The organism is Haloferula luteola (genome assembly GCF_014201715.1).
GTDB classification, from domain to species: domain Bacteria; phylum Verrucomicrobiota; class Verrucomicrobiia; order Verrucomicrobiales; family Akkermansiaceae; genus Haloferula; species Haloferula luteola.
This window is the reverse complement of the sequence record NZ_JACHFD010000011.1, coordinates 108,565-132,004: the sequence shown is the minus strand read 5'-3', so window position 1 is coordinate 132,004 and position 23,440 is coordinate 108,565. Positions and strand designations below refer to the sequence as shown.

Below are 23,440 nucleotides of genomic sequence, written 5' to 3'. Positions count from 1 at the left end.
TCGGCTCTTCACCGGCTCAAGTCGCCTTGGCGGAGCAACTTGAAGCCGGCCTTATTCAGCAATTCCATGGCGAAGTCCGTGTCCTCAACGTGCATCGCCAGCAGTGTATTGCCCTTGTCAGACGGCATCAGAGCATAAGCGAAATCGATGTTGGTTTCTCCGACCATCATCGTATCAAGCACTTGCAGCAGACCCGGCCCACACTCTTTCAGAGCCACCACCACCAACGGGGAAGTCGTAAACGGAATCCCCTTTTCGATGAAGATCTGAGTCGCGGTGTCGGGATCCGTCACCACCAACCGCGCAATCGTCGCATCGCGGGAATCCTGAACGCTGATTCCCACGACCTCGATCGCATTGTTGCGCAGCAATTTCACCAAGGCAGCCAAGGCCCCGGCACGGTTTTGGAGCATCACCGAGAACTGGGTAACCAGCTCGTCGGGCTCTAACATCTCTGGATCCATGATTTTTTGATCGCTTCTACGTTGGCCTTAACCCCGCGGACCCACCAAGGGCACCGTCGTCATTTCACCCGTCTGAAGATTCTCTAGGATCAACTGATTCGGGCGGACGTCGTCCACCACGAATTCATCCCCCTGCTCGGTTTGAAACCGCTGTCCCCGGCGTGCGACGTAATAACGTCCCCCCGCAGCATCTTCCACCAAGGCGACCGGCTCATGAGACAGCGCCGGCAGCCCAACGATCAAGTCTCGCCGCATGCCATTCCCCCCATCCTCCACCTCCACCAGCGAAACCTCCATGGGCTGCCCCTGATGCTCCTTTCCACTCTGCATCCGACGCTCGATCTTCACCACCTTGAGACGTGTTCCAGGAATCCCGTCCCCTTCGCGAACTTCATGGCGTGACCCCCCGACGATTTGAATCTCTGCCTGCCCGTCCTTTACAGATTCCAACCTCATCGGCAATTCACGCTGCCGATAGGACCGCATCACCAACGGGGCTTCCTTTGCCTTCGGCTCTTCAGACGCAGCGGTCCTGACGGCTCCCTCTCCCCCAGGACCGGCAGCCAACCCGGATACGGAGCCTGACGTCGGGAATCGAACCACCGCACCCTCCAGCTCGACCACCTCAGAGGAACCGACCGGAGAGCCAGATGCCACCATCGCATCCCGGGCTTCCTCCCCGGTAGGTCCATCACCACGGATTCCACTGGCAATGGAGATTTCTTCCCCGTCGACCCGCGAACCCTGAGCGGCCGCTACATCGGGGGCCACGGCAGCCGCCAATTCCTCTGAAAGCTCTGCGGTATCGGTCAATTCAAAGTCCTCCTCCTGCGGAGCACCTTCCAAACGAGCCGCTACCTCTTCGTAGCCCGCTTCTCGCGCCAACTCTGCCGCGGTGAAACCATCGGTATTCATCGTCAGGCGATTGGCTCCAATCGAAAGCAACATATCCACCGCTTCGACGCGCCCATGCTGAGCGGCCAGCATCAACGGAGTCCTGCCATCCTCCAATCGGGCATAAACACTCGCACCATAATTGGTCAGCTCATCGATCACTTCAGCCTGCCCCATGATCGACGCCGCCAGCAAGGCATCGTCCAAATCTTCCCGGACATACGGCGCCAATAGCGAAACCAAATCTTTTCTCCCTTCCCTCACGGCTAACATCAACGGCTTGTACTGCTCAGCGTCCTTGGCTCGCGGATCGGCACCTTGCTGCAATAGATAGCGCACCATTTCCGGACTCGATTGGAGCACCGCTTCCATCAGAGGAGTTCGGCCTTTCTCGTCGACTGCATCCATCTCCAACCCCCGATTCAACAGCTCATTTGCCGCCTTGATCGCACCCGTTCCTGCTGCGGCATGCAGGGCAGTGCGCCCCGTCGAATCTCTCACCTGAGGATCCATCCCACCAGCGATCATCGAGCTCATCGCGCTGAGATCATCACTTTCCACTGCCCGGAAAAACGCCTCTTGAGACATTTCGTAGCCGGCGGCCTTCACCTGCTCCCGCTCCCCGGAACCCGGCTCTTGTTTGCATGCGGGAAGACCTAGGGTGCCGACCCCCACCATTCCCGCCATTAGCCATTGCTTCGGATTCATGGCGGCCCAGATACTACGGAAATCTTAGATTTTCAATCGCCAAGCTCTCCCGCGCGGAAATGCACCGGAAAAAAGCGAGAGGCGGCCCGCAATGGGCCGCCTCTGCGGGAATCAAAAAGGAGGAGGTCGGAATCTCTTAACGCCGGAATCCTGAGCCAGGACGCCCCAACAACCGGCGGGAGCGATCGCGGCTCGCATCTTCCTCAACGACGGGAACGACCACCGCCTGGCCACTGCCATTCTTCCCTTGGACTTCGACCACGGGCGCTTGCTGAATCACCGCCGGACCCGCGCTGAAATCCCGAGCTTCCTGAGCGACGTCGTAACGGGCGTCGTTGTCGGCCTGCAGGTCGTAGAGGTCATCCGAGTCCTTCACAATCTGAGGTTGGATGAACACCAAAAGCTCCGAGCGGGCTTCCGTCTTCGACGAAGACGAGAACAGGCGACCAATCCCTGGGATATCACTGAGCAGTGGAATGCCGCTCACCGAATCCCGAAGAGTGGAGCTGATCAATCCGCCCAACGCAATCGTCGATCCATTGGGAACCGTGACCGAGGTCAGCACCTGGCGGCTCAAAATATCTGGAATCTCCAAAACTTGCTCTCCCGAGGGAATTTGACGATTCTCTCCGACTTCTTCGTTCACCAAAGAGATTTCCAAGGTGATCTCGTTGTCCGAGTTCACCAACGGCACGACCTCAAGAGTGAGGTAGACGTTCTGGTATTCGATGTTCGTCGAAGTTCCCGTGGTGCCACTGTTGTAGGTGCTCGTGGGAATCGCGATGCGCTGACCCGAAGAAATCAAACCCTTGCGATTGTTGGCCGTGAAAATCGTCGGCCGTGAAATCACTTTGAAATTTGAGTCCGTTTGCAGGGCACTCAGCACGACGTTGAAGTTATTTCCGAAACGACCGTAAACACCCAATCCAGCGGACGACGCGAGGCTTCCAGGATCGAATCCAGTGCCGTCGAGAAGCAGCTCAGGAAAATCGCCACTTCCACCCCGTGCCGCAAAGTCCCCCTTACCGGAGAGATTCTGAAGATAATCGATCCCCAATTCGAAACCGTCGGTCAGCGTCAACTGGCCAAAGACGGCGGAGATCATCACCTGATCGGCCTTCACGTCGATCTCATCCAACAGATTGTTGATGATCTCCACGCTCGCTGGCGGACCCTGCACCAGCAGGGAGTTGGTGATGTTGTCGGCCACCAAAAGAGTCCGTCCCACCAAACGCGCTTCAGGGGCGCTATTGATATCCGGATCATCCAAGGCATTTCCACCGGCCATCGACGAACCCGTCGAGCCACCACCGAAGCTGCTACCGCTGCCACCCGTGCTGCTGCTGCCAAAGTTGCTGCGGCTATTTGAAGCAGAGGTGCTAGAGGAATTCCGGCTGGATCGAGACGAACCGCCACCGCCAAAATTGGCACCGCTCGCACTCGCACCACTCGCACTGCCATCAGAAGAGCCTGAGAAAGCCCGCATCAGAGCCGGTTCGGCAATGTTCAAGAAGTCCGAAACCGTCACAAAGCGCAGCTTCCGCCGGAGGTAGTTCCGTTCGTCCGTCTTGACGTCGAATTCAGCAATCAGTCCCTCAATGAAAACGATATCGACCGGACGCCCCATGGCAAAAATCCGGTTGGTCCGGCTGTCGGGAACAATCTGGATCGGTACCTCTTCAGCAGCGCTGCTCACACCACCAGCCGCAGCTGCGGCTGTCGGCGTATTGCCGGGAACAGCACCACCAGGCAAACCATTGGCTGCCGCATTATTGGCGGTATTGCCTCCCCCACTGCGGTTCACCCCCGTAGAGCGTTGCTGCTGCTGCTGGGTGTTGAGAATCTCATTCAGCGTCTCCGCCAATTCGGTGACATCCGCATACTGAACCGAAATGAATCGGGTAGCGACAGTGCTGGAAACGTCGATTTCCTTCTGCAACTCAATCAGTCGGCGAATGAGCGATGTTTTCTCAGTGATCACCACGGCTCCCGCATTCGGGATGGGAGTGATCGAACCGTAAGCCCCAAATTGTCCGACAATCGTCGTGAACACACGCTGAATCTCGTCTGGCTTGATCACCTTCAGATTCATCACGTAGGAAACCACCCGATCATCTTCCGGGAGATCCATCGGGTCCAAAACCACCTCCACGCCCTCGCCCTTGGCATTGACACCACCGGCAGCCGTCACCAGCACATCGTGATTCTCCAAGCCCGGATTCGGATCCGGCACAAAGACGAAACCACTTAACAAGGCCGCCTTCTTGAGCAGCAACGAAGCCTCCCGATACGTCATGGGGGCCCGCTGGATGAAGCGGAATTCTGCCGCTGCCGCTTCCGGGCTCACCGTGACGCGGCGACCCGTAAAGCGCCGGTAAAGCTCCGCCAAATCATCGCCATTCAATTTGGCCTGAATGATGTCCTCGTTGATCACCGTCTCCGGGTCGACGGGGCCGGGAGGAGGCGCCATATCGACCGTCAATTCTCCGGGAGCCGCGCTCTCGCCCGGCTGTGGGCGGTTGTTAGGATTCAAACCCGGTGGAAGCCCCGGGTTCTGAGCCAGAATGGGAGTCGCGCCAGCAAGAAGCAAAAGGGCGTAGCGATTTAGTTGCATGAATCAGGGAGATCGATCGGAGGATCGTTTGGGCAGGGATTTCGAAAGGAGAAGATAAGGGAGGCGATCACTTCTTGGGTGGAACGACCACTCGCGGCCGAGGCCGACGACGTTGCTCGTTGTTCGCGTTGTTATCGTTGTTCTGGGCCGCCGGGACGGGATTGTTGTTCTGAGCAGCAGGCTGCGGAGCCGCCGGTGCCGCTTTCAAAGAGAGCTGCGAATCATCGAACGAAATGCTCCCCGTCTGAGCTCCACGCTTCAACCGAACCGTGGTTTCTTTCCAACTGGTGTCCGACCATTTGACATCAAGCACTTCGAATTCGGACTTCACCCCAGGCCGGAGCAGTTGCTTCTTCTCGGGATCCTTGGAATTCAGGAGCACCACGAAATAACCATCCTCCAGCTTGGTCACTCCCCCCAAGGAATAGTCCTCGAATGGATTGACCGCCACCGGGCCCGCTTCAGGAGGGGGCTTGGAGGTGAATGGCGAATCCGTCCACAAGGTCCGGTAGCGATTGACGCTCGGTTCTTTCGGTGGCGCTGCCAACAGGGGCACAGCACTCAGGATTAGGAAAAAAATCGCTTTCATGGCACTTTCGGTTGGAACCATTCCTCCACTTGCACGACGGCATCGATGAGCGTGTCATCTTCGCGATTCGGGCTCAGACGGAGGGCGGTGATGGCACGGAAATCCTTGGGGCTCTGCAGCTCGGTCAACCAGCGATAGAGAGCCTCTTCTTTGCCCGAAACGCTGATCTGGAATCGGGCCCGTTCGAAAAAGGCCCCGTCAGTCCGATTGTCGAGGATCTTGGGGCGAGTCAAAGTCAGGCCCGCAGCCGCAGCGCGTCCCGTCACGAACTTCTCCAATTCGGAGGGCACCAACTCGGCTTCTTTGGGATCTTTTTGGTTCTTCTCGAGCCATTCGATCTCCCCTTGAACCGCATTCGATTGTTCGCGGGCGAACTGAGCAATTTCCAGCGTTTGCTCATGCTGCTGGATCTGCTTCACCACCTTCTTCTGCGTCGTTTCAAAATACTTGAACGCCCCTAAGTTGGCGACGCCGAACAGGGCGACACCCAAGCCAATGAGGAGTTTCTTTTCGCGGTCGTTCATGCTGCGGTCTGGAGGAGGAAAACCCGCTCAACACGGGAGTTGTCGGTCAAAAGGTTCACTCGGCGGTAGGAATGGCGGAGAAGCTGAAATCCCAGCTGCCATTCTTGTTGGCAGGCGGTTCCGTGCTCCATTCAAGCCAGCTGCGAAGCGTCGGATTGCGCTTCAAATTCAGGGAGAAGACATTGATCGGCGACGATTGGGGCGCAGAACCGATCAACCGGAACGAATCCTCGGCCAAATTCAGATCCGCCGTTTTGAGACGCAGGCCCGAGTTCGGAGGAATGGCCTGTTTGATCTCTAACATCACCTCCAGCAAACTGTGAGTATCGTCCACCAAGGGACCCAACTCGTCCCACCGAGACTGATGCTCCTGAAAAACTCCCGACTCGCCTGCCACTGCTGCTGCTTCCTGAGCTAGCTGGTTGCGCTTGCTCACACTTTGCCAGAGCTCAAAACCCTTCCAACCCACGAATCCGAGATAGGCGATCCCCAACACCGCGACCCCGGCCAGAATTTGATTTCGCTTTTGACGCTCACGCCGGGCAGCCCGCACGTCAGCAGGAAGCAACTTGCTGGGAGGTTCCGGAAAATCCGGATCGGGACGCCGCTCGACAATCGTTTGGGAGAAAATCCCCTCCAGGGCGCCCGCAACCCCCAGCTCCGCGGCCGGAGGCCACACTCGACAAACATCCGGCATCACCTTCAGCCCCTGAATGTTCAGCTGGCTCACCGCCAGCCGAATTTCCCGCAATACCGCCTCATTCGGTTCGTCTCCACTTGCTGAGGTGGCCTGGCAGTAAATCAACTTTCCGCCTTTGTACAAAGCGAACACCCACCGTCCCAATTCCTTCCACAAGCACACCTCATTGCCCGAGACGGCGTAAGCCCGCGGCGAAAGATCGAACTCCTTTGGAGTCCTTGCCGGAAGCTCCCCATCACGGGGATTCTGGATCACCACCTGCACGAGCACCGTGCTGTCGACCTCCCGCTCCACCACAAACGTGTCACTCAGTTGCCCCGCCATCGGGTCCGGGCGAATCCCCAGCCGCTCGGCGTGCATCACGGCGAGGTCCTCAAACAACTCATCCTCGGTACTGGCGGCGCGGAACGGCATCGCTTGCAGCTCGCGGACCGGAAACAGCATCGCCAGCTCACCGCTAGGGATGTTTTCCAGCTCTCCAGCCAACAGCGGACCATCATCGCCCGACGCCCGCTCATAGCGACCCTCGGCATTCTTTTTCCAAACTTCCCAGCCCTTGGAGCCAGGCAGCAGCAGTGAGTATTCGATCGGTTTGCTCAAGGGACTACTTCCTCAGTTCGTTCCAAAACCGCCGGTTGACCGGTACGGTTGCGGACAATGACAGTTATTTTGCGACGGGCACTGGTGGCCACGCCGATGCTTTCAATACGAGTGGTGGTGTCGTTGACAGTGAATCGCCCCGCGACTTCTGGCCGCAAGCTGCTGTCCACGCCAAGCAGCGACAGCGCTTGCTCCGCCGATTGAAATGGCTGGTCGTCGTCGGTATCCCGAATGCCATCGGGTCCACGAACCGTCTCAGGAATCAGCTCCGCTTCCGAGACCGTGACATCCGCTGCCACAGCGATCAATTCGGCGGACGCCTCGTTCAAATCCAGCGGTCCCCCGCTCCAAATGCAAAACCAATCCCGCCAATTCGGATTGTAGGCTTCGACCATCTCCATCCCCTTCACGAGGCGCATTTCGTCCAAATTGTAGAACAAGCGATTGAAAGGCTGATTGATTCGCCCCTCCGCCGAATACCACTGCTCTTCCGCCCCGTTCAGCGACATCTCATCGTTTTCGTCGATCCAATCTGTCAGGCAATCGACCAAAATTCCGGCATCTTCCACCGTGATTCCCCAGTCGATGAACATCGACTTGAGGAGATTCTCATCCTTCTGGGCAAGCAGGTAATTGATGTTGAATTTCCCGCCCTCTGACCGCAGTTGCACTTCAAAGCCCTCCTCCGTTTCTTCGGAATACTGGTGCAGAATCGGGTCCGTGCGCTCGATCGCCGGATTGCAACCCAAAGCAATCCCCATTTCCGCGAGTTGCTTCGCGCGGAATCCATGAATGCTCGAGTTGGAGACATCGAGATCGAATGCCACCACTCGAATCGCCGCCACGGTCGCAAATGAAAGCAAGGCGATGAGCCAGATCACCGCCAACAGCGCGACACCCCGTGGTTGAATACTGCGAGAATTCATCGGACTACGTTATTGTCACGGGATTGAGTCTGCTGCAGTTGTCGCATCACCACTTCAGGATTTTGCTTTGGGGTCACCCAGAAGATGTGGGTGATCGGTTCCGAAACCGAGCTGGCCATGAACGTCAACTTCATCTGCAGAGGTAAGCGCCCCTCCAAATCCCAATCATATCCCCACTCCATGGTGCGACCGTCGAGAACCTCCCATTCAAAAATGTAGACGTCCTCCAACAGAACGATCTCAGCAAAAGGCTCGTCGTCGCCTGGCAACGCCGTTTCGTCCTCTTCCGTCGTTTCCTCCAAAATCGGGTTCTCATAGTAGCGCAGCACGATGTCGAGCAACCCATCCCGGCGACGGACCGTTGACAACTGGATTGCCTTCGCTACCTGCTCTCCCCCACCCCAGGTGAAGGTCGAGGGAACATTCTGCAAGGTCAGATCCGAAAGGTACTGCGCCCCGGAATCCTGACTCACCAACTCCATCCGAGTGTTGCCCGGAAGTTGCGAAAATTGCCGGGAAAGCATCTCAAAAAATGCCGTTTCGACACTCACCTCGTTCTGGCGATCCACCACCGCCCGGCCCAATGCGATGTTCTGTGTGGCAACTGACATCACCATGCCGACCAAAATCGCCAAGAGCCCAATTGCCAACACCAGTTCCAACAAGGTGAAACCCGAACGATTCGATGGCGTGCGAGAAAAATGACGGTTCATGGCTGGTACATCCTCGAATAGCGCCAAGTGTCGGCCGATTCCTCCTGCCACTCGCCATTTTCAAACCAGTGCGCCGTCACCACGATGCGGTACATTTCCTGCAAAGATTGCCCGTCTTGGTTCACCAAATCCTCCAAGGGGATCACCACCGTATCCACCTCCACCTGCGCACCCCCAATTTCCTCGTCCAAAACCGCCGTTTCCGTACCTTCTTCCAAGGTCGGCAACGACAAGGTCGCGGTCAACGCGCTGTCGAGAATCCGATTGATCTGCATCCGCCGCTGGGAAAGCTGTGCCGCATCGGAAGTCCGGGCCAATGCCACCGCGAATGCCGTCGCCACCATCCCGAAAATACCCAGCGCCAGGACCACCTCGAGCATGAGGAAGCCTGATGGGCGTTTCGGTGGGCAGGGACGTTTCATCGGATTTCGCTTTCAGATTCCGCAACCGCGGCAGTCAGTGGATGGAAAAGGACGGCAATCCAATTCCCGTTCTGTGTTTCCAGGCGGACGCCCAGCGGCTCACAAATACCTTGAGGATCAAAGCGCCAGATCTGCCGATCCTGTCTTTCGACCGGTTGCCACGTCCCCGTCGCCCAACGGCGGACGAGAACCATCAGATCATCGTCCACCACGAAGCTCGAAGTCACTGGGGCGATCTCGCCTTCCCTTTCAACCGCGGCCTGAAGGTAATAGTCGCGGTCGTTGGGATCCATCAAGGCTTCAGCATAGGGCAGCAGATTCACCTGATGGGCCGTAAACTCCAGAGCATAAGGCTTCTGCTGAAGTGTCGCTAGCGATCGAGCCCGCTTGGCCAGCACTTCGACTTCGCCCACGGCGTTGTTCAGACGGGCCTCATCGCGGTTGAAATACATCATCCCTGCGGCCCCGCCGATGATCATCACCGACAGGGCGAGCACGATGATGATCTCCAGCAGCGTGAAACCGCCCGGGCGGCGATCACTCGTCCTTCTGACTGCTGATGTCATCCTCGGTGTCCTGCTGCATGTCCGGACCCTTGCTGATGATCTCGAACATCGTGTTGTCGACCGTGCCAGGGAACTTGTATCCATACGGCTCACCCCACGGATCCGTCGGCACGCGGTCCATCAGCTTGGTCCAGCGTTTCGGCACCGGAGTGCTCGAGGGCTTGTTGACCAAGGCATCAATGCCTTGTTGGGTGGTCGGAAAACGCCCGTTGTTCGTTTGATACATCCGCAGCGCGGAGCCCACGGCATTGAAGTCCGCGCTCACTTGGGTGCGCTTCGCACCATCACCCACCTTGCCCATGACCGTGATGGCGCCACCGATGATCACAGCGATGATGCCAAGAACGATGACCATTTCGAGGAGCGAGAAGCCGGCAGCCCGGCGATGGCGGGGAGTTTCGGGAAGTTTCATGAATTCTTAGAACGTGGAAGTCGCGAGGACCCTTATGTCGGAATCAAACCCGCGGGAATCCAAACTTGTCGCAAAAATGTTCCCAATTTTGGCGAAAAAATCCCCCTGCATTCGAACGATTTCCGTCGATTCCCTTGGCAGAAGCCCAATCCGCCGCTAACTCCCGCCATCATGAACAAGGTCCTGATCATCGGCGCCGGTGGCGTCGGCAATGTCGTCGCCCACAAATGCGCCATGGTTCCCGAGGTCTTCGGTGAAATCACGCTCGCCTCCCGCACGGTTTCCAAGTGCGAAGCGATCGCAGCCGACGTGAAAATGCGCACCGGCCGGGAAATTGCCACGGCTCAGGTCGATGCCGATAACGTCGCCGAAACCGCCGAACTGATTCGCCGGACTGGAGCACGGCTCCTGATCAATGTCGCCCTGCCCTATCAGGATCTCACCCTGATGGAAGCCTGCTTGGAAGCGGGTTGCGACTACCTTGACACTGCCAACTACGAACCCAAGGACGTCGCCAAGTTCGAATACTCCTGGCAATGGAATCTTCAGGAGCGGTTCCTCTCGGCAGGTCGCTCCGCCCTGCTTGGCTCCGGCTTCGACCCCGGCGTCACCAATGTTTTCACCGCCTGGGCCCTGAAGCACCATTTCGATGAAATTCACACACTGGACATCATCGACGTCAATGGCGGCAACCACGGCCACGCTTTCGCCACCAACTTCAACCCGGAAATCAACATCCGTGAAGTCACCGCCGAATGCCGCCACTGGGAAAACGGAACGTTTGTCGAAACCTCCCCCATGTCCCTGCATCAGTCGTTCACCTGCCCGGAAGAAGTTGGCACCTACGAAATCTACCGGATGTACCACGAGGAACTCGAATCCCTCGTGAAACACATCCCTACCCTGCGCCGGGCTCAATTCTGGATGAGCTTCTCCCCCAACTACCTCAAGCACCTGGAAGTCTTGCAGAATGTGGGCATGACCCGCATCGACCCCGTCATCTATCAGGGGCAGGAAATCATTCCTCTTCAGTTCCTCAAAGCCGTGCTCCCCAACCCTGGCGACCTCGGAGAGCGCACCAAGGGCCGCACCTGCATCGGCAACGTGATCACCGGCGTCAAAGACGGCCAACCGAAAGCCGTCTATATCTACAACATCTGCGATCACGAGAAGTGCTTCGAAGAAGTCGGGAGCCAGGCCATCTCTTACACCACCGGAGTCCCTGCAATGATCGGTGCCAAGCAAATGCTCGAAGGCTCGTGGCGCAAAGATGGCGTTTGGAACATGGAGCAGCACGACCCGGACGCCTTCATGGCGGACCTGAATGCCCACGGGCTCCCCTGGACCTGCGTCGAGTTGACCCCCGATCAAGCGGCCGCATTCCAAGTGGCCTGAGTCGATCCCCCACTCCGCCCCAAAGCCCCTCGAATCTCCTCAAGCGTCAGCATCTCCGGGTGCTGACGCTTCTTTTGTGACCCGTCGGTCGCTCGGGAGTCCCTCTTCCGAGCCTTACCCCACTGCCTCAATTACCTGCCGGACCACCTTCGCCGCCTCGCGAAAGGATTCCTGCTCCAGCTCATTGAGATCCGGACGGATGACTCTCTCGATCCCCTGTTTCCCCACCACCACCGGCAGACTCAAACACACCCCTTCCACTCCGAGGAAACCATCGATCTTCACACTCAAGGGCATCGTCCTCCGCTCGTTCATCAACATCGACTCCAAAACATACGCCGCGGCCAGGGCAATCGCATAGCAGGTGTTGCCCTTCTTCCGGAAAACCTCGATTCCAAGCCCCTTCGCTCTTTCGCACAGCGCTCGACGTTCTGCCGTGTCCTCGATCCGCTCTCCGCCGGATTGCGCGACGCTCATCGCGGGAAACTGACGCTCGCCATGTTCCCCGAGAATATAGGCACGCAAGTCGTCGGGATGAATCGACAACATCCCTGAAAGCAACTCACGGAACCGAATGGAATCCACCAAAGTGCCGGTGCCCATCACTCGCTCCGGCGGAAAACCGGTCAATTCCATTGCCAACCACGTCAGCGGATCCACCGGATTGGTCACCATCAATAGCTTCGCCTCCGGAGCGACCTCGGCGACACGCGGAAGCAACTCCTTCATCAGAAGGACATTGCCACGCGCCATTTCATTGCGATCCGTGATCCCAGGTGGCACCGGAACCGAGGCGCACATCACCACAACTTCGCTGCCTGCGACATCCTCCACGTCACCGGCATCCACACGCACTGGCACCTGCAAAAATGCCTGGGCATGCATCATGTCGAGGGCCTCTCCCTCTGCTTTCTCACGGTTTCTTCCCACCAACACGATCTCGCGAGCAATCCTCCGCAACATCAGGGTATAGGCCAACGTCATCCCGACCGCACCGGGACCTATGATCGACACTTTCATTCGTCAGCGCTGCAGCTCCCGCTCCCTCGGCAAAAACAAATACACGAGGCTTCCAAGCAGGCTGAGTGCCACGATCAGCACGATCCCGATCAGTCGATTCTGATCCGACAAATAACGATTCCGGATGCAGTGAATCAGCGACCACAGCCAAAGTCCCCAACCGACAACACCGACCAGCAGCAAGATCACCACCAAAAATATCGGAGCCCCCTCCATCGAAGAACTAGCATTCATGGTGAAAGGCTTAACTTTTGCTCACTCCATCGTCGATTCCATTTCGAGACCCAATTTCTCATCAACCTCGATCCGTCACCCTTCCGCGGAAACGCTCAACCCAATGACCGAGCGAGCCTCTCCATCAACTTTGGGTAGTTCACTTTCGATTGATGCCGCCGATCCATTGGTAACTCAGGGAACGAGAGGACCCGGTCACATCCCAACTCACGAGCTCGCACCTCCATGGCCGAATCAACCTCCCCTTCCACCACCAAAATCACCTGATTCTGCCACGCCACCGCGGCCGTTCTCTTCCGCGGATAGACTTCCCTCAACGCTGCCTCAATCTCTAACGGATACCGATTCCCCATCCGTGCGGCGCAACGGCCCACGAGCCAAAGACAGCCCCTCTCGTCCAACCAACCGGCATCCCCCGTTCGATGCCAAATGGTTTCGCCCACTCGAACCTTGGTCTCTTCATCACCCCTGCCATCCAAGTAGCCTTTCAAAACCTGCGGGCCTGTCACCAGAATCTCGCCACGCTCTCCGAGTTTTAATTTCATTGCTGAAAATGCCTCAGGGCACAGCGCGTGGAGGGACTCTCCCCATCGATCCGGTAAAATCGCCACCTCCAACACCGGTCGCCCGACCGGTAGCCCGCCTCCACCAGCCACCTGTTCCCGACAGGCTTCCGTCCATCCCCCACACGTCCACTCTGCAACCGGCTCGGCTTCCGTCGAACCATAGATCGCCGTGACGCCCATTTCGGAACGAGCCGCCTTCAGGCGATCGACCAAGTCAGAAAACACCGGACCTCCCCCGGTAAATATCTTCTCCAACTCCGGAAAGCCTGGCCCTCGCAACAATGCCTCAAAAAACGCAGGCGACCCCGTCGCCCGAGTCACCCTCCATTGCTGACACTGCCGTCGAATCCGCCGCGCATTCGCCTCCCCTGGCCTCCCCAAGTCCGCATCTGCCACGACGCTCGTCACTCCGCTCGCCAAATTCGCCAACGCAAATACCGGCAAGGTGACCAAATCCCTTTCGCCCGACCTCAGTTGCAACGCCTCACTCAGCGCCGCGTGCTGTGCCAACAGAAACCCGTGGGTGCGCACCGCCCCTTTTGGCAGCCCCGTGCTGCCACTGGTAAACGTGATCAACGCAGGATGCTCAGCACCCACATCCAAGATCTCGGCTTCCCCGCCAACCCTCATCGCCTCGACCGATCGCGGCCACCAACCTTCTGGATGAAATGCTTTAGGGATGCTTCGAAGAAGCCGCGAACGCCAACGCAACGCATGTCCTTTGCGGCTGCCAAAGAATCCGACCGGCTCCACCCGACGAGCCACTTGATCAAGAAACTCTCGCCCTCCGGACGGATCTGCGAAAACCACCACCACGCCAGCTCGAAAGCACCCCAGTAAAAAAGCATACAAGGAAATGGAAACCGGATGAAACACCATCACCCGGTCTCCCGGCTTCAAACCATTCATAACGAGCCTCGCGGCCACCCCCTCGCTCAATCGGCGAAGTTCACCAAAGCTCACCCACTTCCCAGATCCTTCCACCAAGGCAGGAGCCTCCGGCTGAAGAGAACCCTGCAGCTCCAAATGATCGACGAGATTCATAGCACTTTCGACATCAGCACGTAGCCACGCATCCTCTGTCCCCCAAACCGATCGGTGATTCTCAGGGACGGGTTAGTCTCTCGTTGGAGAGCATGAATCCCATGCCGGAACCCTGCATCCATCGCCGATTGTTGAACTCGATCCACGAGAAGGCTGCCCAAACCTGCCCATCTCTTGTCAGGCAAAACCGCCAGAGTTTTCACAATGAAATCGGCTTCCTCCCCTCGTTGCTGGGCTGCCACATCAGGAACCCCAAAAACAAACCCACAGAGCTCGTCTCCATTCCCCGCCACCCAAACAAACTCCGACTGGATGACCTCACGCAGCGGAGCATACATCCCCACAAACGATTCCCGATCCAACGGTGTGTAGAGAAAATTTTTCGAGAACGAACTGATGCACACCTGATAGATCCCTCCCAACTCTTCTTCAAACCGAGCCATCGCTAGGGGGCGAAGTTGCACCCCCTCTGCAGTCAATCGCCTCTCCAGTGCTTTCAGATTCGGACGCATTTCGCCGAGCTGAATTCGCGACGACGAATAGCGCGAAAGCACGTCAAAACCTGCCTTGGCCCACCACACCGGCCATTCAGGAGGATTGCATGGCTCCATGAAAAACGCGGGGCGCTCCCTCCGATCTGTCACCCAGCGATGCCGACGCCAGGTATTCCCATCCATCGGCCCTACAGCCATCGCACATCCCATTTCTCTCAACCGAGCGCAGCCTTTCTCCAGCACCCATCCCGCCGCCGCTTCATCCCTCGCCTCAAAGCCCCCCAAACATCCGACCCGCCCTCCCATGCCTTCCGGCGCCTGCTCATACCAGAGCCCCACGCGAGCCCGCCCACCCTCCACCGCCCAAATCTCGTCAGCGGTCGTTCCCCGTGTCTCCATTGGTTCAATTTTCATGATAAAACTAGACTCCTAGTATTATAGCAGAAGACCCCAAAGCCATCACTCCACGAGCGATGGCCCACCCGGGGGCATCCCACCCACATTCCTTCGTCGATTGCGCACAGATCCACGCGCCCATCGCACCGCCCGCCAAGCCGATGGCCACCGCCGTCAGCGACAAGAATCCATCACTGCAAACAACAGGAACCCCCAGAACCACCAGCACTTTCAGCAATCCCGCCAAGGGAGCCACTCCCTTTCGGCCCAAATGCCGCCGTGTTCCCACATGCATCATCACCAAATAAGCCGCAGCGCCTGCACCGCATCCCAGCCACGCCACCTCTCGCCCGATCCACGGCTTTGCAGCAGCCCAGGGCAGCATCGCCAAGGCAGCGCCAAACACCGATTCACGCCCATGTCTGAGCACCCCTCCAAGTTGACGATGCCCTGTCGTGAACAGGTGAATCGCAAAAAGGCCCATCGCCACTCCGAGAAAGCCCATCCCTCCCAACAACGCCAATCCATACCCCAATAGGGCACTCGCCATCAGGGCTCCTCCATCCAGCGTCGAGAAACGCCCTACCAACAAGATCACCAATAGCATCAGCACCACAACACCACAGCGAACCATCACTTCATTCACTTCCAATCCCAGAAAGCGCTGCATGAGGAAGAAGACCCACAGAGGCAACACTGCGTTGTCCAATCCTCGATCTGACAATCCCTCGGCCATGGTGGCCAACAAACCCACCGCCACCGCCATCCACACCACTTGATCCAATCCGGCGGATCTCGCCATCATCGCAGGAACACCCACGCACCCGATCGACAGCACCCAGAAAACGGCAGAACCTTCGACGCTCTTCCAGCCCCGACCCACTCCGTAGCGGCTCCTCCCCCAACGGCTCCCCGCCACCGCTCCCGCCGCATCAGCCAAAGTCAACACCAGCACCGGTGCCGCAAAGAGCTCCACCCGATCCCCAGCCAAAACAAACACCAACGCCACCGCAGGAGCGAAACACAACTCCCCCCACGACGCACGAGTCACACCATGCAGAGCGCCGCCCACCTCCTTCCGAAAACGTGGCACCCATCTCACCACGGCCAAACCCAAGGTCGCCCCACAAGCCAGCGCCCCAACCGGCCAGGCCTCACGAAATAGCAGGGGAAAAGTGAGGCATACCAACCCCATCACCATGTGAATGGACTTTCTCGCCACCTCCGCATCCCACCCCCATCTCCGTGCCTGCTTAGACACCATCCACATGCCCCCCGCCAAGATCCCGGTCACCACCGCCATCCCCACCCAAGGATTCATCCCCGCACCTCCTCCACGATCAGACGATTGTAAAAAAACGCACGATCCTCCCTCCATAAAGTTTCGCCGAGCGCTTCACAGGTTTCAACTCGGTGCATCAACGCCTCTGGACAGGACCTTGGAACCAGCATGTTCCAATAGGCGATCCTCGCCCCGGGTGCCGCCACCCCAAGCAAGCCTTCGTATAACTTCGCGGAGTTGGCCTCGCTCATGTACTCGAAAATATCGCTCAGATTGAAGGCATCCCACCGGTCCTCATTTCGCTCCAACCAGGACTCCAAGCTTCCTTCGTGAATCTCCATTCTTCCCTCACGCAGAGCTCCTCCGATCCGTTCGAAATTTCCCTCCTCCAACGCGATCGGCCATGCACCTTCAAACTCCCCGGTGAGAATCCACCGCAGATACGGATTCACCGCCGGATCCAATTCAACCAACGCATGACGGGTTCTCTCTAGAATTCGGGCCGCTACCGATCCTTCCACATATTTGAAAAACTCGGGATCCCGGCCGAGGAAGCCCATCAACCGCCGCGAAAAAAACAGTTGGAAGATCCAACGCCAACGCCGGTTGTTCCAAATCTCTTGGTAGAACACCTCCCTCTCTTTCCGATCTCGAGATTGCAACAATGCCAACACTCTCCCCCGAGAGTGCGCGAGTGGGAGGACCCGATCCCGGAAAACCTTGAAGTAGTTCTCAAATCTTCCAACCCCCACCGCTCCCACCTCCCACCAATCGCTCTGCCGCTCCCAGAATTGGACGACCGCAGGTGAAAGCTCCCCGCGAATTTTCCTCCAAATTTCTCGACGTCGGCGAGACCTGCGCACCCCGAGCAACTCGCCAAATGCCTCGTAGTCCAAATGCAAATACCCCGCCTTCCGTAGTTCAATGGCTGCCACTTGGGCCGGATTCATTTCCACCACATCCACCCTCTCTGCACCGGCAGCCAACAGGGCAAAACTATTGTCACCCGCCGAGCCAATGCTCACACAACGTCGCCCGCGGGGATCCAGAGCCTTCACCAACACCGCGGCATCTTCCCAACACTGCCCATACCGCAACCGCTCGAAGGCAGCTCTTTGCTCGATTTCGCTCTTCATGACTCCTTCCTAATCTTGGTGACCAGCCCCGTACCTCCGTCCATTTCGACCACATCACCCGTCTCGATCCAGCCCATCACTCCCGACAAACCGACGACACAGGGCAGCCCTAACTCTCGAGAAACGATGGCCGAATGGGAAAGAACGCTGCCCCTTTCCACCAGCAACCCTGCCGCCTGGGGAAAAAGCACCACCCAACCCGGATCCGTCTGACGTGCCACCAAAATCTCCCCCTCCTCCAATCGAGCATTTCTGGGCTCATCCACCACCCGAACCCGCCCCTGCACGCGCCCCGCACAGGCGCCCGTTCCTTGCAAGCTGGTTCCCTCCGGACTCTGCAAGAGACGTCGACTTTCGTAGTTCACATAGCGATGGAGGGGACCTCTCGTTTCAAATCGGTCCGGAGGAGCTTCACCCCGTAGGCACCGTTCATACTCCGATTTCCTCGCAGCGACCCATTCGGACAAACACCCCATGCTCCGCGTGCCCTCCCACACCGCCATCAACTCCTCGATCTCCAAGTGGAACACATCGGTCGGCTCGCCCAACTGCCCATCCGCATGCAAGCGCTTGCCGAGCTCTCTCACGATCTTCCTGACCCGGCCGAACAAGCGGGTCCGCTCGAAACGCAGATTCTCCCGATCACGAACTCTCGCACGCGTCTCACCCACCACCTGGTTCCACCACCAGCCACCCCCTTCCAGCTTGAGCCCATCCTTCTCAACCTCCCCACCACCGTTCTGATAGCGCTGTGCCATGGCGCCGATCGAAGCCAGCAAGCTCCCAGGATCATCCTCAAGTGTCGGGCTCTCCAGCTTCAACTCTTCCAGGCACCGATCCCCAAAATCGACTTCATAGGCATCCCACATCCGCCGCAATGGCGGATGCTTCCGAAGCCAGGATCGCTTTTCTCTCCAGTCACGCTCTGGATCGACCAAACACTCGGTCAACCCTTCCACCTTGGCCGCCATTTCCCCCATCTCCCGAATCCTTCTCGGGGGCTCAGCCGAAATGATCTCCCCACAGTCAGCGATCCATCGATTCGCCACTTCAACTCCCCCTCGGCTCTCCGCCATCTTTCGCAACACACCATTGGCCAACATTGCGAGAAAATCATTCACGAGCGGCGCATCCCACCGCTTCAGCAAACTCCCCTCCAGCTTGCGATAAGCTGCAACCAATTCCTCGCCACTCATCCTTTCGAACGGAACCGGAGGAGGCAGCAGCGCCTCATCCAGGCGTTGACGGAATTCCGCCACCCGACGCTTCAAGGTCATGCGGCTCTTCACCAAACCCGCCAAGGTCCTCACCAACGCCATCGCATCCCGCCATTTCCCTTCTCGTCCCTCGTCGGCAATTCGGGCCGTCACCTCCTCCGGCAACGCCTCTTTCACCCCCATCATCTGCTCCATGAAGGATCGGTTGAGCGAAAAACCAGGCAACATCGCCAGCACTCGATACCAACTAAGCAACTGATAGTACACCCGCCCTTCCACCATCCCAAGCATCTGAGGAAAAACTTCATCCGCTCGACTCATCCGTCTTCGCGGCACACGCATCAGGCCGCAGAATTCTCGATAGACATGCTCGTAGATCTTGCGTGCAAACGAAAAGGTAAGGGCGGTCGTGACCCCGCCATAGCTCTCCGCAATGTTACTATTGTCCCAGATCCGCAAGGAATCGCCGGGGTCCGGCAATGCGGACAGGGTGGTGATCGCTCGCGACTGCAACAACCAGAGCTTCCCATCCCCATCGATGGCCCATTCGATATCCTGTGGGCGCCCTGCCCACGCTTCGCATTTTTGCACCAGGTCCAAAATCCGATCGGCTTCCCCTTCGGAAATCAAACTCCCACCCGGCTCCCAGTGCCCTCGCCATTTCCAAAACTCGCCATCGACCACTCCCGAGACAAGGGCTTCCGCCGTTCCCTCAACAGCCGAAACGACCACCGTATCCCGTCGGCCCGACACGGGGTCGGCACTGAACGCCACGCCAGCCACTCGAGCATCAATCATCCTTTGCACCAGCACGGTCGCCTCCAAAGCGCCTTCGAAGCCCCGCTCTGCTTGATAACTTCGCACGTGCTCTCTCCCCGCCGACGCACGAACCGCTTCCACCTTGGAAGGCACGTCCTCAAGTTCGACTCGCAAATAGCTTTCCAGCTGCCCGGCAAAGGAACTCGACTCACCATCTTCCCCCCAAGCGGACGAGCGAACGGCATACTGCGAACCGTTGAGTTCTCGAACTTCAGCCAAATGGACTCGTTCTCCTGGTAGGACTGCCAGCCACGCGGGCACAGGAAATCCAGACTTCTCCAGACTCCACAATGCCGCCCCCTTGCCTCCTAACATGCGTATTTCCCTGGATTCCTTCATCTTCCAACTCCTACCTTCAACCACCATGGCACCACTCCCATCACCAGATAGAGAACCAGAGTCCAAAGGGCAGAAACCCTCTCAATCCAGCTCCCATTCAAAGACCTGTTTTGAAACCTCCAGCCGACCCCATACGACAGAACACCCACGCTTCCCAGTGCCAGCCACGTCGGTCCTGCAAAACCAATTTTCGCCGCAGCCCAACCCGCAAAGATCGCCGTCATTCCTTGGCTCACCCACCAGGCTCTCACCCCCCACCGCATTCCCCAAAGTCGCGAGTAGGTTTCGACTCCCTCCTCTTCTGCCGCCGGTTGGCGAAGCTTGCGTCCCAGCTCAATGACCAAGCCGTTGCAAAAGCTCGCTGCCAAAAATGGCCCCAGTCCTCCGGGCTTCTCACCAGCCGGAATCCAATCACAGGCCGTGGCAAAGAAATCCACCAGCGGCATGATCCCCATATGAGTCAACAAATACACCACGGGACGTGCCTTCAGCCACTTTCGAGCAAAGAACTCCACACTCATCCCTCCCAGATAAGCCCAACCCCCACCTAACACCCAAAGCAGCCCTGGTTCCCAAGCCACCGCCAGCCCGCATTGCACCACCGCTGCCGCCGCAAATCCCCACCCCAATTCCCTCAGTGTGATCAGCCCCCTGGGAACCGGGCGGTAGGGCCGCCATCGAGCATCCTCCTCCGCGTCCTTGAACTCGTCCGCAATCCTTAGCTGCAAGAAGAATAGGAAACACACACCAAATGCGACCCCAAATGATGGCGCACGGGGCACCCCGTCCCTCAGCAATGCCGAGTACGAGACCGCACAGGCACTGAACACCGCAATCAGCAGACCATGCGCCACCACGGGAAAGCGCTCTTTCTGATAGGTCCACCAACGCATGGGCCCAGAAATAACCCAACTCAAAGCATTCTGGTAATTGTTGTTTTTTCTTAAATCATCGATTTCATCAATCATCAATTCATCGCTCTCGCGCCAGCTTCTGGTGGGCTCTTGAAAAATGGCCGGCAGCCAGCGCTCCAATGATCGATAGCTCGCCTGCCAACATCAGCCCAGCGGCCACCTCAGCCAGGGCGCGGGCTTTTCCCGCTCCCGCCAATCCCATCAGCTCCAAGCAAGCTTTCTGCGTCGGCAGGCCAGTTCCGCCTCCCACCGTTCCCACCATCAATCCCGGCAAAGTCACTGAGGCATAAAGCGAGCCGTCGTCCTCCTTTCGTTCAAATCGCGTCACCCCCGTCGCCGATTCTGCCACGCAGGCCACATCTTGTCCGGTCGCCAAATACAAGGCTGCCAGCCCGTTGGCGAAATGTCCCTGCACGCCAAAGCTCCCACTCAGAACACCCCCCATCGCTGAGACCCTCCAATAATGCTCCATTTCCTCTGGCGTGGTGTGCAAACGCTTTTCGATCAGCTCCGCAGACAGCCTCACCTCGGCCGTCACTTTTTTCCCCCGGGTCGTGGTGAACGACTTTGCCGAAGCCTTTTTGTCCCCGGACAAATTTCCTTCCACCCACATCCGCTCCGGCCTCACAGGACTTTCCCTCTTGATCATCTCGCAGATCGCCTGCGTCGCCAAGGTCACCATGTTTTGGCCGGAGGCGTCTCCAGTCGAGAACTCAAAAGTGAGATAGACGTGGTTCCCCTCGAAGTTCACCCCCATATCCAACAGTTCCCCATGCCGCGTTGTCCCCCCAGCGATGTGCTTGAAGCGATCCACCTGCTCCACGGCCCAAGCCACAAACCGTCCAGCCAAAGCCATGGTTTCGAAAGCAAAGGCAGGGGACCGCCCCACCGACTCATAAATGACCATCGCCGTGCATCCCCCTGCTTCACTCATGAGGGCGCACCCCCGATGATACGACGCCACCAAGGCGGCTTCGGTCGTGGCTAAAGGAATGATGTAGTCCCCTTCGGCGGACAAACCCCGCACCCTCAGAGGACCGGCATAGCCCAACGGCAATCGGATCTCTCCCAAGCAGTTCTCGATGTTTCCCTGATAGATCGAGGGATCCCCATCACCCAAAAGGATCTCACGAACCGCTTCAGGATTGCCGAGTTTTCGCCACAACTTCAGCGCCCGATCTCGATCCACTTTGGCACTTGCAGGAGCCAATCGGAGAGATGCTTCAGGATTCGCCGACAACTTTCGCTCCAAAGCCTCAGGGTCCCGACCCGCCATCAAGATTTCGATCTGCCGCTTCGACAGCGAATACTTCCCAGACATGCCCTACCCTCGAAGATCTCCCTTCGATTGACCACGTTTTCCTTTGGGCTTTTCGGTGAGTCAGTCGATGAGAGATCCGCTCGAGTTGATGAAGAAGAGAGAACATGACGCCCCTCTTCGGACTGCGGGGGCACGACCCCGCTTTCACACCCGCGCACGCACCGCCCCCACACCTCGCCCAGAGCCGACATGTCGGCTCCCAAGCCAATCCTCGAGCGCTCCCCACCTCTCCCCAAAAGCGCCGACATGTCGGCGCACTCCTCTACTCCCTCTTCGGACTGCGGGGGCATGACCCCGCTTTCACACCCGCGCGCGAACCGCCGCCACACCTCGCCCGGAGCCGACATGTCGGCTCCCAAGCCAATCCTCGAGCGCTCCCCACCTCTCCCAAAAAGCGCCGACATGTCGGCGCACTCCTTTCCTCCCTCTTCGGACTGCGGGGGCATGACCCCGCTTTCACGACTGCGCACGAACCGCCCCCACACCTCGCCCGGAGCCGACATGTCGGCTCCCAAGCCAATCCTCGAGCGCTCCCCACCTCTCCCCAAAAGCGCCGACATGTCGGCGCTCTCCTCTACTCCCTCTTCGGACTACGGCGACACAACCCCACTTTCACCCAGATCGAGTAGGATCCGCAGGCAAATACTCCGATTTCTCCACTTCCAACCCATTGGCGCGGAGCACCGCCTTCAATTGATCCAGCGAATACTGAGTCGGATCAAAGCGAACATCGAGCACGCCCTCTTTCCAATCCATCTCCTCGACCTTTCGAGCAGGATCACGACTGAGAAAATCTCGGAGCCAATCCGCATTTTCCGAAGTCAGCCCAGAAACTTCAAACCGCACCAAAGTCGCGAGCTGGGCGCTCGATTTCTCGTTTGAAGCCACTTCCTCAACCCTGACCGAATCCAGCACTGGAGGAGATTTCTCCCGACATCCCCAACCCGTGCCAGCGATCGCGCTCAGAAGCGCCACTTCCCATCGATGCCCCTGCTTCATTTTCATTTCTTGCCGCAAGTCCATCGTTGAGGCATGTGACAACTTTGAAACGATTTTCATCCGCTGCAAAGATTCCTGAATTCGCATCGTTTCAAATCCCTGAAACCCAGTTCGCCGACGCCCCAACCCAGG

The 23,440-nt window shown here is 58.0% G+C and carries 22 protein-coding genes; 1 reads left to right on the top strand and 21 read right to left on the bottom strand.

All coding sequences use genetic code 11. The annotated features are described in order from the left end of the window. Positions 1-8 precede the first annotated feature (8 nt). The 11 genes from HNR46_RS12120 to gspG all read right to left on the bottom strand — a co-directional run bounded on the left by HNR46_RS12120 (position 9) and on the right by gspG (position 10,132). Positions 9-452 carry an acetolactate synthase gene (locus HNR46_RS12120; RefSeq protein ID WP_184019147.1) on the bottom strand — a complete coding sequence of 148 codons (444 nt, stop codon included), beginning with the start codon at positions 450-452 and terminating at the stop codon, positions 9-11. Between the two features lie 39 nt (positions 453-491). Then, positions 492-2,066, bottom strand: coding sequence for an ankyrin repeat domain-containing protein (locus HNR46_RS12115; protein WP_184019146.1), 1,575 nt, complete (start codon positions 2,064-2,066; stop codon positions 492-494). Positions 2,067-2,202: 136 nt separating this feature from the next. Further along, a complete protein-coding gene (locus tag HNR46_RS12110; RefSeq protein ID WP_184019144.1) occupies positions 2,203-4,680 on the bottom strand; it encodes a type II secretion system protein GspD in 2,478 nt (825 codons plus the stop codon). Positions 4,681-4,747: 67 nt separating this feature from the next. Continuing rightward, a complete protein-coding gene (locus tag HNR46_RS12105) occupies positions 4,748-5,269 on the bottom strand; it encodes a hypothetical protein (protein ID WP_184019142.1) in 522 nt (173 codons plus the stop codon). Further along, positions 5,266-5,793 carry a hypothetical protein gene (locus HNR46_RS12100; RefSeq protein ID WP_184019140.1) on the bottom strand — a complete coding sequence of 176 codons (528 nt, stop codon included), beginning with the start codon at positions 5,791-5,793 and terminating at the stop codon, positions 5,266-5,268. Before HNR46_RS12100 ends, HNR46_RS12105 begins: the two co-directional genes overlap by 4 nt. Positions 5,794-5,848: 55 nt before the next feature. Continuing rightward, a complete protein-coding gene (locus HNR46_RS12095) occupies positions 5,849-7,093 on the bottom strand; it encodes a hypothetical protein (RefSeq protein ID WP_184019138.1) in 1,245 nt (414 codons plus the stop codon). Then, complete coding sequence (locus HNR46_RS12090; RefSeq protein WP_184019136.1) at positions 7,090-8,019, bottom strand: type II secretion system minor pseudopilin; 930 nt, start codon at positions 8,017-8,019, stop codon at positions 7,090-7,092. Before HNR46_RS12090 ends, HNR46_RS12095 begins: the two co-directional genes overlap by 4 nt. Then, positions 8,016-8,732, bottom strand: a complete 717-nt coding sequence (locus tag HNR46_RS12085; RefSeq protein ID WP_184019134.1) for a type II secretion system protein — start codon at positions 8,730-8,732, stop codon at positions 8,016-8,018. Before HNR46_RS12085 ends, HNR46_RS12090 begins: the two co-directional genes overlap by 4 nt. After that, positions 8,729-9,154 carry a type II secretion system protein gene (locus tag HNR46_RS12080; protein ID WP_184019132.1) on the bottom strand — a complete coding sequence of 142 codons (426 nt, stop codon included), beginning with the start codon at positions 9,152-9,154 and terminating at the stop codon, positions 8,729-8,731. Before HNR46_RS12080 ends, HNR46_RS12085 begins: the two co-directional genes overlap by 4 nt. Further along, on the bottom strand, positions 9,151-9,720 hold the full coding sequence (locus HNR46_RS12075) for a prepilin-type N-terminal cleavage/methylation domain-containing protein (RefSeq protein ID WP_184019130.1): 570 nt from the start codon (positions 9,718-9,720) through the stop codon (positions 9,151-9,153). The genes HNR46_RS12080 and HNR46_RS12075 overlap by 4 nt, the downstream gene beginning before the upstream one ends. Continuing rightward, the gene (gspG, locus tag HNR46_RS12070; protein ID WP_184019128.1) at positions 9,692-10,132 is read right to left on the bottom strand and encodes a type II secretion system major pseudopilin GspG; all 441 of its coding nucleotides are present in this window, start codon (positions 10,130-10,132) and stop codon (positions 9,692-9,694) included. The genes HNR46_RS12075 and gspG overlap by 29 nt, the downstream gene beginning before the upstream one ends. A 171-nt stretch (positions 10,133-10,303) precedes the next feature. Between gspG and HNR46_RS12065 the strand changes: the two genes are divergently transcribed. Continuing rightward, positions 10,304-11,527 (top strand): saccharopine dehydrogenase family protein, encoded by a 1,224-nt coding sequence (locus HNR46_RS12065; RefSeq protein WP_184019126.1) that lies wholly within the window; start codon positions 10,304-10,306, stop codon positions 11,525-11,527. Positions 11,528-11,641: 114 nt separating this feature from the next. On the opposite strand, the gene HNR46_RS12060 is transcribed toward HNR46_RS12065, so the two are convergent. The 10 genes from HNR46_RS12060 to HNR46_RS12015 form a co-directional block, all read right to left on the bottom strand. After that, complete coding sequence (locus HNR46_RS12060; RefSeq protein WP_184019124.1) at positions 11,642-12,547, bottom strand: malate dehydrogenase; 906 nt, start codon at positions 12,545-12,547, stop codon at positions 11,642-11,644. 3 nt (positions 12,548-12,550) lie between these two features. Then, positions 12,551-12,781, bottom strand: coding sequence for a PLDc N-terminal domain-containing protein (locus HNR46_RS12055; RefSeq protein WP_184019122.1), 231 nt, complete (start codon positions 12,779-12,781; stop codon positions 12,551-12,553). A gap of 95 nt (positions 12,782-12,876) precedes the next feature. Beyond that, a complete protein-coding gene (locus HNR46_RS12050) occupies positions 12,877-14,391 on the bottom strand; it encodes an AMP-binding protein (protein WP_184019120.1) in 1,515 nt (504 codons plus the stop codon). Beyond that, positions 14,388-15,299 (bottom strand): GNAT family N-acetyltransferase, encoded by a 912-nt coding sequence (locus tag HNR46_RS12045; protein WP_184019117.1) that lies wholly within the window; start codon positions 15,297-15,299, stop codon positions 14,388-14,390. Before HNR46_RS12045 ends, HNR46_RS12050 begins: the two co-directional genes overlap by 4 nt. A 7-nt stretch (positions 15,300-15,306) precedes the next feature. Beyond that, positions 15,307-16,602: a diacylglycerol/polyprenol kinase family protein gene (locus HNR46_RS12040; RefSeq protein ID WP_184019115.1), complete on the bottom strand. Its 1,296-nt coding sequence runs from the start codon at positions 16,600-16,602 to the stop codon at positions 15,307-15,309. Beyond that, positions 16,599-17,699 carry a DUF3419 family protein gene (locus HNR46_RS12035; protein ID WP_184019113.1) on the bottom strand — a complete coding sequence of 367 codons (1,101 nt, stop codon included), beginning with the start codon at positions 17,697-17,699 and terminating at the stop codon, positions 16,599-16,601. The genes HNR46_RS12040 and HNR46_RS12035 overlap by 4 nt, the downstream gene beginning before the upstream one ends. Continuing rightward, entirely contained in the window at positions 17,696-20,074 is a 2,379-nt protein-coding gene (locus HNR46_RS12030; protein ID WP_221285144.1) for a PEP/pyruvate-binding domain-containing protein, read from the bottom strand. The genes HNR46_RS12035 and HNR46_RS12030 overlap by 4 nt, the downstream gene beginning before the upstream one ends. Beyond that, on the bottom strand, positions 20,071-20,967 hold the full coding sequence (locus tag HNR46_RS12025; RefSeq protein WP_184019109.1) for a UbiA family prenyltransferase: 897 nt from the start codon (positions 20,965-20,967) through the stop codon (positions 20,071-20,073). Before HNR46_RS12025 ends, HNR46_RS12030 begins: the two co-directional genes overlap by 4 nt. A gap of 79 nt (positions 20,968-21,046) precedes the next feature. After that, positions 21,047-22,309, bottom strand: coding sequence for a hydroxymethylglutaryl-CoA reductase (locus HNR46_RS12020; RefSeq protein WP_221285143.1), 1,263 nt, complete (start codon positions 22,307-22,309; stop codon positions 21,047-21,049). Between the two features lie 612 nt (positions 22,310-22,921). Next, the gene (locus HNR46_RS12015) at positions 22,922-23,368 is read right to left on the bottom strand and encodes a hypothetical protein (RefSeq protein ID WP_184019107.1); all 447 of its coding nucleotides are present in this window, start codon (positions 23,366-23,368) and stop codon (positions 22,922-22,924) included. Between the last annotated feature and the right edge of the window lie 72 nt (positions 23,369-23,440).

Coding starts and splice junctions, on each gene's coding strand:
- HNR46_RS12120 (WP_184019147.1), bottom strand. CDS start 452: ATGTTAGAGCCCGACGAGCTGGTTACCCAGTTCTCGGTGATGCTCCAA.
- HNR46_RS12115 (WP_184019146.1), bottom strand. CDS start 2,066: ATGAATCCGAAGCAATGGCTAATGGCGGGAATGGTGGGGGTCGGCACC.
- HNR46_RS12110 (WP_184019144.1), bottom strand. CDS start 4,680: ATGCAACTAAATCGCTACGCCCTTTTGCTTCTTGCTGGCGCGACTCCC.
- HNR46_RS12105 (WP_184019142.1), bottom strand. CDS start 5,269: ATGAAAGCGATTTTTTTCCTAATCCTGAGTGCTGTGCCCCTGTTGGCA.
- HNR46_RS12100 (WP_184019140.1), bottom strand. CDS start 5,793: ATGAACGACCGCGAAAAGAAACTCCTCATTGGCTTGGGTGTCGCCCTG.
- HNR46_RS12090 (WP_184019136.1), bottom strand. CDS start 8,019: ATGAATTCTCGCAGTATTCAACCACGGGGTGTCGCGCTGTTGGCGGTG.
- HNR46_RS12085 (WP_184019134.1), bottom strand. CDS start 8,732: ATGAACCGTCATTTTTCTCGCACGCCATCGAATCGTTCGGGTTTCACC.
- HNR46_RS12080 (WP_184019132.1), bottom strand. CDS start 9,154: ATGAAACGTCCCTGCCCACCGAAACGCCCATCAGGCTTCCTCATGCTC.
- HNR46_RS12075 (WP_184019130.1), bottom strand. CDS start 9,720: ATGACATCAGCAGTCAGAAGGACGAGTGATCGCCGCCCGGGCGGTTTC.
- gspG (WP_184019128.1), bottom strand. CDS start 10,132: ATGAAACTTCCCGAAACTCCCCGCCATCGCCGGGCTGCCGGCTTCTCG.
- HNR46_RS12065 (WP_184019126.1), top strand. CDS start 10,304: ATGAACAAGGTCCTGATCATCGGCGCCGGTGGCGTCGGCAATGTCGTC.
- HNR46_RS12060 (WP_184019124.1), bottom strand. CDS start 12,547: ATGAAAGTGTCGATCATAGGTCCCGGTGCGGTCGGGATGACGTTGGCC.
- HNR46_RS12055 (WP_184019122.1), bottom strand. CDS start 12,781: ATGAATGCTAGTTCTTCGATGGAGGGGGCTCCGATATTTTTGGTGGTG.
- HNR46_RS12050 (WP_184019120.1), bottom strand. CDS start 14,391: ATGAATCTCGTCGATCATTTGGAGCTGCAGGGTTCTCTTCAGCCGGAG.
- HNR46_RS12045 (WP_184019117.1), bottom strand. CDS start 15,299: ATGAAAATTGAACCAATGGAGACACGGGGAACGACCGCTGACGAGATT.
- HNR46_RS12040 (WP_184019115.1), bottom strand. CDS start 16,602: ATGAATCCTTGGGTGGGGATGGCGGTGGTGACCGGGATCTTGGCGGGG.
- HNR46_RS12035 (WP_184019113.1), bottom strand. CDS start 17,699: ATGAAGAGCGAAATCGAGCAAAGAGCTGCCTTCGAGCGGTTGCGGTAT.
- HNR46_RS12030 (WP_221285144.1), bottom strand. CDS start 20,074: ATGAAGGAATCCAGGGAAATACGCATGTTAGGAGGCAAGGGGGCGGCA.
- HNR46_RS12025 (WP_184019109.1), bottom strand. CDS start 20,967: ATGCGTTGGTGGACCTATCAGAAAGAGCGCTTTCCCGTGGTGGCGCAT.
- HNR46_RS12020 (WP_221285143.1), bottom strand. CDS start 22,309: ATGTCTGGGAAGTATTCGCTGTCGAAGCGGCAGATCGAAATCTTGATG.
- HNR46_RS12015 (WP_184019107.1), bottom strand. CDS start 23,368: ATGAAAATCGTTTCAAAGTTGTCACATGCCTCAACGATGGACTTGCGG.